5 protein-coding genes are annotated in these 11,768 nt (G+C 39.0%); all 5 read right to left on the reverse strand.

Features of this window, described 5'->3' with window-relative positions; all coding sequences use genetic code 11:
* Positions 1-14: 14 nt before the first annotated feature.
* The 5 genes from NG821_RS07510 to NG821_RS07530 all read right to left on the reverse strand — a co-directional run bounded on the left by NG821_RS07510 (position 15) and on the right by NG821_RS07530 (position 11,313).
* The gene (locus NG821_RS07510; RefSeq protein WP_252761041.1) at positions 15-3,068 is read right to left on the reverse strand and encodes a SusC/RagA family TonB-linked outer membrane protein; all 3,054 of its coding nucleotides are present in this window, start codon (positions 3,066-3,068) and stop codon (positions 15-17) included.
* 480 nt (positions 3,069-3,548) lie between these two features.
* The gene (locus NG821_RS07515) at positions 3,549-4,787 is read right to left on the reverse strand and encodes a GDSL-type esterase/lipase family protein (protein WP_252761042.1); all 1,239 of its coding nucleotides are present in this window, start codon (positions 4,785-4,787) and stop codon (positions 3,549-3,551) included.
* A 312-nt stretch (positions 4,788-5,099) separates the two neighbouring features.
* Positions 5,100-6,722, reverse strand: coding sequence for a RagB/SusD family nutrient uptake outer membrane protein (locus tag NG821_RS07520; protein WP_252761047.1), 1,623 nt, complete (start codon positions 6,720-6,722; stop codon positions 5,100-5,102).
* A 30-nt stretch (positions 6,723-6,752) separates the two neighbouring features.
* The gene (locus NG821_RS07525) at positions 6,753-9,941 is read right to left on the reverse strand and encodes a SusC/RagA family TonB-linked outer membrane protein (protein WP_252761048.1); all 3,189 of its coding nucleotides are present in this window, start codon (positions 9,939-9,941) and stop codon (positions 6,753-6,755) included.
* 904 nt (positions 9,942-10,845) lie between these two features.
* The gene (locus NG821_RS07530; RefSeq protein ID WP_252761043.1) at positions 10,846-11,313 is read right to left on the reverse strand and encodes a hypothetical protein; all 468 of its coding nucleotides are present in this window, start codon (positions 11,311-11,313) and stop codon (positions 10,846-10,848) included.
* Positions 11,314-11,768: the final 455 nt, after the last annotated feature.

An 11,768-nucleotide genomic window follows, 5' to 3' on the forward strand; every position in this document is an offset into this window, starting at 1 on the left:
CAGTTCTTTATTCATTAAAAAACCAATTCCACACCGAACGTAAATGTACGTATAGCCGGTGTCTCAAAGCTACTGATACCGTTAACAGGGACCTCCGGATCAACATACAGCTTAGAAGATTTACATGTCAGCAGATTGAAGCCGGAGAAATAAATGCGCGCCTTACTCAGGTTCAGTTTCTGCAGATATTGCCGTGGCACGGAGAAACCGATAGTGAGGCTCTTCAAGCGAAGATAATGCAATGGCATCAGCCAACGGGAAGAATAGACGAAAGTATTCCCGTATTGGAACTTAGGCAACTTGGCATTCGTGTCACCAGGGCCTGTCCACATGTCTGCAAGTTTATAGTAAGAAGGAGTAGCACCCTGGTACAAGTCTGTACCACCGTTGGAATGCTGCCAGCGGGGATAATCGTAGGCATGCCCACCGATCTGATAGGTGAAATTAAATCCGAAATCAATGAATTTCCATTTCAGCGTATTAGAAATACCCCCTTCAAGTTTTGCTTCAGGACTTCCGACAATGACCTTATGTGCTTTATTCACATCAGTCGTTGTCTTACGTGCATTGGCAGTCCCGTCATTGATGTAGTAGAGTTCATTTCCCGTTTGGGGGTCTACGCCTGCATACTCGTAGCAATAGTATGAATTGTATGATTCACCTACTTTATGGGCCAGAACATAACTATATGTCGCATCCATAATAACATCCGAACTTCCGTTTAATTTGATGACCTTATTATGGTTATGGGCCATATTTACAGATGTTGTCCAAGAGAAGTCATTGTTCTCAATCCAGTTAGCTGTAAGCGTCAACTCATAACCCGTATTCCGGAGAGAGCCGATGTTCTTGGCAATTGTCGGCATAAAAGGAGTAAGATCGTTGTAATAACCCGGGATGCCAGAGATCGGCATATCATAAATCAGGTCTTTGGTCTTACGGGTATAGAAATCAAATACTGCACTGTAACGGTTCAGGAAGGTCAAATCCAAGCCGACATTGAAGGCATAGTTTTTCTCCCATTTCAAATCCTTATTTCCAACGCCGACAATGCCCATGCCTGACTGACCATTATAATACTCTCCGTATCTATAAAGATCCATGTAGGAATAATAATTATTAGGCTGAGTACCGTTCACACCGTAAGATACACGCAGTTTACCGTCAGAAAGAATGCTCTTAATGGATTTCATGAAACCCTCATTCGTAAAACGCCACGCACCGGAAACGGACCAGAAATTGCCCCAGCGGTTATCGCGCGCAAGGCGGGAACTGCCGTCAGTACGGAAACTTGCCCCCAGATAGTACGTATTGTTATAGTTGTAATTGATGCGCCCTAAATAGGATACCAATTTGGAATTCTGCTTATCACTGGCGGCAGAAGTCGTTCCGGCATTTTCAAATTCATACAGGTCACCGGGATAATCCTGACCACTCATATAGTTATAATCATAACGGTAATCCTCCGTCTCAAAGCCCAACAGGGCATCGATGTTGTGGAGGCCGAAGCTCTTCTCGTATGTGAGCTGGGTCTGGGCATTGATTTGCTCTATACTATTTTTCACCCTCTGCATTACACCCGAAGGGCTGCCGTTATTGGAATATCTGTCCCAAAGTACGTCCTCGGTACCGTCCGTATAATCATAGGCCAGTTTTTCGCTCAGGTCCAAACCGTCCCAGATGTTCCAGGAGAGTTTCATTGTACTGTAGGAACGGTGCACCGTATTGACATCGCTGGAATGCTGGCGTTCGAACAACGGGTTGACACTGGCATAGCCAGGTCCCTGGGTAAAGGAACCGTCAGAATTATAGGCTGTCGTTGATGGATTTTGGAAGAAGGCATAGTTGGCTACGGCTCCGTCGTACGACGTACCCTCATTGGCCATTTGCTGGCGCATCTTGGAAATCAAGGTGGTCACATTCAAGGTGAACGGACCGAAGGTATGGGTAACGTTGACATTGCCCGTATATCTCTTTAGGCCTTCATTGGCGATAATACCATCTTGTTTGGCATAGGCCAGGGAAGTATAGAACTTCGTGGTCTCTCCGCCTCCCGATACGTCAACCTGATAGTCGGAGTGGTGGCCGGTCCGGAACAGCAGGTCCTTCCAATCCGTCCAACCCGTACTGGGCTTTGCTGCGTAATCATCTATTTGGCTTGCAGCCTGTTTTTCCGCATCGCTTGCGGACATATTCTCACCGTATACATAATAGTTTTTAAGTCCGGTCTCCAAAAGGGCGCGGCGGTCATCGCCGTTCAGCTGAGGACGGTAGTTAATGGCCATATTGGAAAAGCCCCAGTCACTGCGGTAGTTGACTTGGGTCTTACCTTTGCTGCCGCTCTTTGTCGTAATGACAATGACACCGTTTGCGGCTCTTGATCCATACAGGGAAGCTGCGGCGGCATCCTTTATGACTGTCATGCTCGCAATATCGTCAGAATTTATTGTAGACAGAATATTCGTACCGGCAGAGTTATAAGCAGCATCGGCAAATCCGCTCATATTCCCAGAACTGACAGGTGTGCCGTCAATGACGATCAATGGGTCATTGCCGGCATTGATGGATCCCATACCACGGATCCTTATTGAAGATACAGCACCCGGAGAGCTCGATGAAGAAGTGACGCTGACACCAGACACTCCGCCTGCCAACTTGTCTTCAACGGACATGACAGGAACATCCTGCAAGTGTGTTGCGTCCATTGTAGCAGCGGATCCTGTAAAAGTGGATTTCTTAAAGTTACCGTAACCGGTTACGATAACCTCGTCAAGAGATTTATTGTCAGATTTGAGAATAACTTTCAAATTAGGTTTTGCAGTAACAATCTGAGAGTTCATCCCAATATAATCAACCTTTAACTTTTTACCAGTTGGAACAGACAAAGTAAATTTTCCTTCGGTATCCGTTACTGTACCGTCTTGTGTTCCTAGAACTTGAACTGAAGCTCCAATCACAGGCTGCCCGTCATCTGAGGACACGACCGTACCCGTGACTTGAGTTTGAGCCATTGCCATACCTACAAAAAGGAAGACGCAGGCTAAAAACATCATTAGTCTTTTTCCCATAATCTTTTTCATTTGAAGATTAAATACCTAAAATTTACAATTATCAAATTTTTTTTGTCAATCATTTCTAAACCCAGAATCTTCACATCTCCAAAACATCTCCCTCTTTTTAACGTTCAATTCTGATATACCTGAAATGCTTTATTTAAGTTCTGACAGCGTCTCTCAAAACCATCAGAATATTCATTCAGAAATTACCCTTTTCTATTATTAAATCTCTCTAAAAGAAATTAAAGTAAATTCTAATTGGACAGCAAAAATAAGAAACATTTAGCATATTTCCAAATATTTATTGCAAAAAGTTAATATTTAACATCAAAAAGTAATCTATATGCGACTTTAATTCATTATTTTATAGAAAAAAGTAAATAAAAATAGTATAATTACAAAAAAACGAAAGCAACAAGAAATTACATATATCTCAACGCCTACCTTTTACAAGAAAAACTATTAAAAATACTTCAAATAGAATTAAATACTTCACTTTTTCTTATGATTATCACCATAGATTATCTCAGCCGCATATTCACCCATCTGCAAGTAACCCTCTGGATTTGGATGCAACCAATCACCTCCCTGCACATTCTCTTTCATCCGGTGAGGGTCAAGAGGATTACTGAGGAGTTTGTCGAAATCCAATATACCATTTACCTTATCTTTCTGCAAGCGGATCCAGTCATTTACCTTTTCCCGGGCAGCTTCATGAGGGACTGAATATACACCGGAACCCAGAAATGGAGTTATCGTCCCCAGATACACTTCCAGATGACGATCTTTAGCTTTCTTTATCATTTCCCCATAAGCCTCTATGAGCTTACGGACAACCGTTTCGCCATTGCCTTTCGATGCAGCAATATCATTCACCCCCTCGAAAATAATCACAGACTTCACACCGTTCTGCCCAAGAATATCATGATCAAAACGCTCCTTGGCCATATAGCCGAAACCGCCCGGAAGCGCGACACGGTTATTTCCGATGCCCAGATTCAATACCCCCAGATCCTTAACCTTATATTTATCCTGTAACGTTTCAGCCATAATATCCGGCCAACGGTTCTGAGCATTATTTGTAGAACATTTCCCATCAGTAATAGAATTACCTATGATGGCAATGCATCGCGCACTGTCATCCCAGACATCAATCCCGGCGATATTAAACCAGTGATTTTCTTTGAATGACTTTGCAAAATCAGTATGAGCATCTGTGACCCCCTGCAGGATATAAGAAGTTGTACGGGAGCCCATGTGAACGGTCGGTATCCGTGGAGCCTTCAAGTAATTAATCGTAATGGATAAGCGAGAAAGAGGTCTTAAGTCAAAGAGCAAGGCATCACTCCAGACAGCTTTACCCGCAGGAATCTTAACCGCATATTGTTTACTAAATTGAAGATACTTAGCAGATTTAGTGTAAATGGCGAAGGCATCCGTAGTGTATGCAATATAAACAGAACGGATATAAAGAGGTTGAGAACTCAACTCATTGGAAATTTTCAGGCGAAGGGTATTCCCTCCAATAGAGACTTTCACAACTTGGCGTATAGAGCGGTTAGTCAGATTATTATCATAGGGCATGAATCTCTTTACAGGAACCTGTTGAGCGGTGACCCATGTACCCACCCAATGATGAGTTGTCAAAAGTTTTACCGGTTGTTTCGGCTGCGCTTGCAGATTTATGGACAAACAACCTAAGAACATTAATAATAACAAATATCTTTTCATCTCTTTACACTATTACTATACATCAAAAAACACTAAAACAAATTTCCATAAAGAGGAAATCTTCTTACCGAAAAACTGACATCAAAAAAATACTCCTTGCAAAGATAACAAAAAAAATGATATTGTTTTTTCAAAGACAAAAAAACATAAACAGGGAGCGCCGAATTTATTTCATTGATCCATCAAAGAGATATATAATATTTGGTCAATTAACGGAAATTAGTAACCGTCCGCAAGCGTATGGGCATAGAAGATAAAAAAAGAGGTTTCCAATAAAGGAAACCCCTTCTTATATAACATAAAAGCTGCTTATTATTCTTGGTTAGTAAGATATGAATTGTAATCAACCTCATCATTAGGAATAACCCAAGTCCATTTATTTCCATCTGCCGGTGCTATAGTCTTAGCAACAGAAGCATGCGCATTACCACCTTGAGCAAAACTATGACGAACTACAGGAATATCCCATCGCTTGTAATCACTCCAAGCAAAGCCTTCACCCCAAAGTTCAAGTTCACGATAATCTTTAATCTCGTCAAAGAGAGAAGTACCGGTTTTTGAACACTCATAATTAGGGTTACGACCTGAAGTCTTATTCAATTCTACCAAATTGGCTTGAGCTGCAGAAGTATTGCCTAAGAAATAATTAGCCTCTGCCTCGATAAGAACCATTTCGCTAGAACGGATAAATGGAATATAGCCAACACCTGGCTGGCCATTAACCCAGAATTTCAACTGTCCATCAAGATAATAATAGCCAGACTGATAAGCGGCTGTTTTGCCATTTGCCGTATGAGCCTTGATAATAGAATCAGCCTCATTGCGGATTGTTTTATCAGCTAATCCTAAAATACCATAAGTCTGATCTACCTGTTTAGAATCTGTAATATCAATCTCAGGAAACTTATCTTCCGTAATAAACAATTGCTTACGAACATCATTATTAGGGATACGTTGAATCAATTCATGCCCAATAGTACCGGCACCAGTCGGCATATTAGTGGCATAATAGCCATTGCAAGCCCCTTGGACGCCATAAGACCAATACCAATTATTTTCTGCATCACTACCATAACTACCAAAAAGCCACTCATTTGTAGGATCACAAAAACCTGCCTGATAATCTGAATTACTCATTAAAGGGTAACCATTACGTGCCAGTTGAGCCTGGGATAAAGCTGTGGTATAGTCCTCTTTAGTAAGAGCTGCACGAGCATAAACAGCATGAGCAACATTGACATTAGGAATCCAAACATCTCCACTATTTCTATCCTTACCACTCTTATTAAAATAAAAAATTGCAGAATCGCAATCCTGATAAATCTGTTTATAAGTGCCTGCTAATGTAGCGGCAGGAATACTATCAGTAGATTCATCTAAACGTAACGGAAGACCACGAGATGCGCCATTGTTGCTATCCTGCCAACGATAGCAATAATAATGGACCAACTTTTCATAGGCATAAGCTCTAAAAGTCAAAGCCGAAGCCTTAATAAACTGTTTATCAGCATCTGCACCAGATGCTTGATCTACATGCAAGATAATAGAGTTTGCACTACCAATAAGCTGATAATAATAAGCCCATGCATAAGAATCATAAACGGAAGTATTGCGCAAGTGAAATGTCTGATTATGAATAGGAGCCCAACCAGATGCATAATAATTATAATTATAATTCTGACTTGGTAGATTCTCATAGAGACGCATAATAGCATTCTCTCCTGCGAATCCCTGACCATAATATGCTTGCTGAGTCGTCATTTCCTTAGCGATACCGTTCAATGCATTATAAGCATTTGAAGTTGTTGCAAAGACCTGCTTCGTCTCTATAGATTCTGAAGGTGATGTATTCAGATAATCACTGCTACATGCGGTCAGAGACACCAAAGAAACAAACAGAACACCAGAAAATATTTTATTTATATAACTTTTCATATTTTTCATTTTTAATTTTCCTGTGACCTTTTAAAAATCAAATTGAAGTCCGAAATTGAAGACACGAGCTGATACATAAGTATCATCACTACCACCAGCAAAATTATACTGTGGATTCAGGCCTTTACGAGAAGTTATTGTGAAGAGATTCTCCACACCAGCCTTCACACGGATACCACCAAGACCCCATTTTGATACTAACGCTTTTGGAAGGTTATAACCCAAGGTAATATTCTTCATAATCAAATAGGAAGAACTCGTCAGCCAACGGTCACTAACAGCATTGTTATCATCACTTAAATTGAAATCAAGTATAGGAATACCATTTGGATCAATGCGATTAGTAGAAGTTTCTGTCATTCCTTCAGGAGCATTTGACCATGACTTTAAAACATCTTTATGAAGAGCTGAAGCTGATGAAGCTGAAGCTGTAGACATTAGATTTTGATAAGATGCATCATACGTCTTACCTCCCAAACTATAGGTAAATAACAGATTCAAAGAAAGATCCTTCCAACGGAGGTTAGAGCCAAATGCACCATATACTGAAGGAAGAGCAGAACCTGCCCATTCACGCTTAGCATAAGAAGTTGACATCGTATACTTCTTTCCATTGATTTCTACAAGGTCACCCGCAGATGATGCTGAACTTTCTTTAGTTTCATCTAAATCATAAAGAGAACGTCCTGTCATTTGATCAACACCAGCAAAATGATAAGTATACCACTCATAAGCAGAGTGACCTTCTGAATAGTTCTGCTGTCCATGAAGAATATCGGCATGATCAGGCAACTTAATAACCTTGTTGCTTAAAGTCGTTGCATCAAGAGAAAGGTTCCATGTCCAATCTTTGCTACGCACAACATCACCATTAAAGGAAAACTCAAAGCCACGGTTGGAAATTGTACCAATATTCTTATATTGAGTCAGATTCGCAATATCGGCATCATTAGGGAAAGAACCTGCGGATAAAGGTAGACGAACCTGAAACAAAAGATCCTTTGAACGTTTATCAAAATAGCCAATGCTAAAGTTTAAACGATTAAAAAGAGAACCTTCAATACCAAAGTCCAGTGTCTGGGTTGTCTCCCATTTAATATCATTGGCAGCCAATTTTTCCTTTATTAAAGCAGGATTGCCTCCATTCTTTGTAATATAATACAAAGCCTGATAACCATAATAGTCTACAGCCATGTCATTACCAACTTCACCATAAGAAGCACGTGCACGAAGAGCATCAATCCAATTTACATCCTTTAGAAAATTTTCCTTTTTGATATTCCAGTTTAAACCGAAAGAGTAGAAATCACCCCAACGGTTATCCTTACTAAACTTAGAAGAACCATCACGACGATAAGAAAAATCTGCATAATATTTATCCGCATAATTATAACGCACACGACCAAGATAAGACTCTGTCTTGTAATCATAGTCGTAACCTTCCGTCTCAGAATTTGTGATAAAGTTACTTAAAGCCAGAAGTCCATCAACAGTAGCATCCGTATTCAGGACAAAATAGTACTTACGTTTCCAACTATGATTCTCATGACCTGCCAGGACATCAATATTATTCTGTCCAAAACTATGGTTCCAAGTAAGAAGTTCCTGCCCTGTAATGTTTGTATACCGGTAATTATATTCAGAAAGACGACCATTATTGGTAGCACCATCACCAATATTGGGATTATTGTATTGTTCGCGATTTGAAGTAGAATTGCTTAAATCTGTATTCAAGGTAACGCCAAAACCGTAAGGTAAAGTAATTTTAGCATAAGCGATTCCATCTAACACATTTCTTCTGTTCTTATCCTTATCTGTACGCATCTCATAAGCAATATTACGATTGTCCAAATAAGAAGAAGTTGTATCATACTGTTTGTTACCATTTGTATCAAGAGCATAAGTACCGTCAGCATTATGCAGGTAATAAGAATAAACAGGAGCCATATAACGGGTAACATAGAACGGATTAGAATAATGACTACCATTGGCATCTGAATTGAAGTTACAATCCGAAGATGCACCTGACAAGTTCAAGCCTACTTCCAGCCAATTGGTAGCATTAAACTTACTGTTAATACGACCCGTAAAGCGCTCAAAGCCAGAATTTACAGCATATCCATCCTCTTTCAAATAACCAGCAGAAGTATATACATTAAACTTTTCTCCAGATACACCTGCAGAAGCATTGTACTCCTGGCGATAACCTGTCCGCTCAACAGCCTTTTCCCAATCAAGGTCATTATAATTAGGATTCATAGTACCAGTCAAGTTACCATTTGAATCAAACAACTGATTATCTGCCTCATTATAGATATTCTTACGAGCATAGTCACCTATAAGATGCTGAGTAGCATAAGTGGCAGCATCTGACTCTGTTGAAACAATGCCTCCGCTTAATGCATAATTCTTCATAGCTTTCCAAGAAGCTTCCATCCATTGGTTCGCGCCAAGACGCTCATACTCCCCGATACCACGTTCATAAACACCTTGGTTAATATTCAAAGTAAGAATAGGCTTGGAAGCATACCTGGCACGCTTTGTAGTAATCAGAATAACGCCGTTAGCAGCACGGTTACCATAAAGGGCTGCAGAAGATGCATCCTTCAAGACAGACATACTCTCAATATCGTTAGGATTCAACTCGGAGATATTTCCTTCATACGGAACTCCGTCAACTACATAAAGAGGTTGGTCAGCATCCTTTACCAAAGTTCCAACACCTCGAATATGAATAGTTGGCTCTGTACCCGGTTCACCATAAGAATTATTAACCTGAACGCCAGGAGCGGATCCTTCCAAAGCACTTGTTACAGATGTACTAATACGATCCTCAATTTTTTTAGAATCAACTACAGCTACAGAACCTGTAATAGACTGACGCTTTGCAGTTCCATAAGCGACAACAACGACTTCATCCAGATTTTTATTATCTGGTTGTAAAACCACATTAATCGATTTGCCTTTTGCTATTACTTTCTGAGATACCATACCAATATAGGAAATCTCCAATCTTGAATTAGCAGGAACTGATAAAGAAAAATTACCATTAACATCGGTAACTGTTCCTATCTTGGTACCTACAGCCACGACAGCGGCACCCACAATTGGTCCCCCATCTTCCTGAGACAAAACTGTACCGGATACATTGGTTTGTGCCATTGCCATTCCAAAGCTCAGGAACAAGCAGGCTAAAAACATCATTAGTCTTTTTCCCATAATCTTTTTCATTAGAAGATTAAATACCTAAAATTTACAATTATCAAATTTTTTTGTTACTCATTTCCAAACACAGAATCTTCGCATCTCCAAAACATCTCCCTCTTTTTAATGCTCAATTCTGATATACCTGAAATGCTTTCTCAAACCTCTGACAGCCTCTCTCAAAACCATCAGAATATTCATTCAGAAATTACCCTTTTCTATTATTAAATCTCTCTAAAAGAAATTAAAGTAAATTTCTGTTTGAGGAAGCAAAATTAAGAAATATTCAGTATACTTCCAAATATTTCTTGCAAAAAGTTAAGATTTAACACAAAAATGTATGTTTTATGCAGCTTTAATTCATATTCAGGTTAACAAAAGCATAAAATTAAAACATGATTTACGTAAATACAAAAGATAAAACTATCTTACAAGAAATCAGAACAGAAGAATAACCGATTAGAACGAATCTATATGTCATGATATCAAACAATATAATAATCAAAAAGAAACTATAATGGACTCAATTAATACCAGTTTGTCAGGCCAAAGATTTCTTAGAATCTCCCATCTAACGTTAAATCAAGCCCATTAGCTTCGCATAAAGAAGCATTCTTTTCCTAAATATAACTTAAGTTTAAAGTTTTTTAGAAAAAAAAATTGAAGAATCTGAACCACAAAAAGAATATATATCAAGACAACAACAATAGTTAGCCATCTTCTACGATAGTTTTTTAATAATCGCATTTAGTAAAGACTGACCGTTATTAATAAGAAAAAGCAAACATAAATGTTTGCCGAAAATGTAAAGTGACATAAAATCTATCCTTCTTAAAGGTTAGATTAAAAGGATAGAAAAAGACCTGGCCAAAGTACTGGTCAGGTCTTATAATTTCTATAAAATTCTAATTTAAGAATTTCAATTAGCCTTCAAACTTTTTGCATCTGAACCAGCAATTTTTAGAAGTCTGGGATAGGCTATTGAAGTGAGATCTGTCTTATCTGTTGTAACCAGAGTAGATTCTGAGCAAACTGAGGATGATGTAAAATAACCCATTATAAGACTTGTTGCACTATGATCACCCCATGCGCCATCATCCTTTAATACGGTTGTATAAATCAGGTTATCAGTTTCATCATAATTGAACTGACCTACCAGTCCATAATCAGACGACCAGGTGTAGTATCCATCGTTCTCATCCCATAACATCGTCCACACATAACGAGTGACAGGTGTTGCATCAGTCGAAGAGGTTTCATCTACAAAAGGCCCCATGTACTGCCCCCCATAAATATGCAAGGAAAGAGTAGATTCATCCAACTTTGCAGGAATACTAAGTCCCAAATCCGGAAGTTCAATACGTACTTGACCATTATCTTTAACCAACTTGGCATCAAATGCTTGCTGGGTAGCCTTAGAGGATACTACTGAAACTGCTATAAGAATCCAAAGATTTTTCAGACTATTTATTCGAAATTCTCGCTAATACTTCTTTGAGCTTATCAACAGTATTCACAAAAATCTTAATTCTTCAGTTCCTGAATTATCCTTAAAATTAAATTTCTCTAAAAGAAATTAGGTTAAATTCTTATTTCGGATGTAAAATTAAGGAACATTTATCAAATTTCCAAATAATTCTTTCAAAAAGTTAACATTTTAGATAAAATATAATCTATATGCAACTTTAATTCATATAAGACAAGACAAAATTAAATAGGGTCCGCTGATTTATTTTCATCAGCCGATGGCGAGAACGGGAGTTTTCTCAGCCACCAGGCTTTGATTTCTAAAGATCCCGGTATTTTCCGGGATTATTCTGATGATTTCCATCATTTCAATAA

The organism is Segatella cerevisiae, assembly GCF_024054555.1.
Lineage (GTDB): Bacteria > Bacteroidota > Bacteroidia > Bacteroidales > Bacteroidaceae > Prevotella > Prevotella cerevisiae.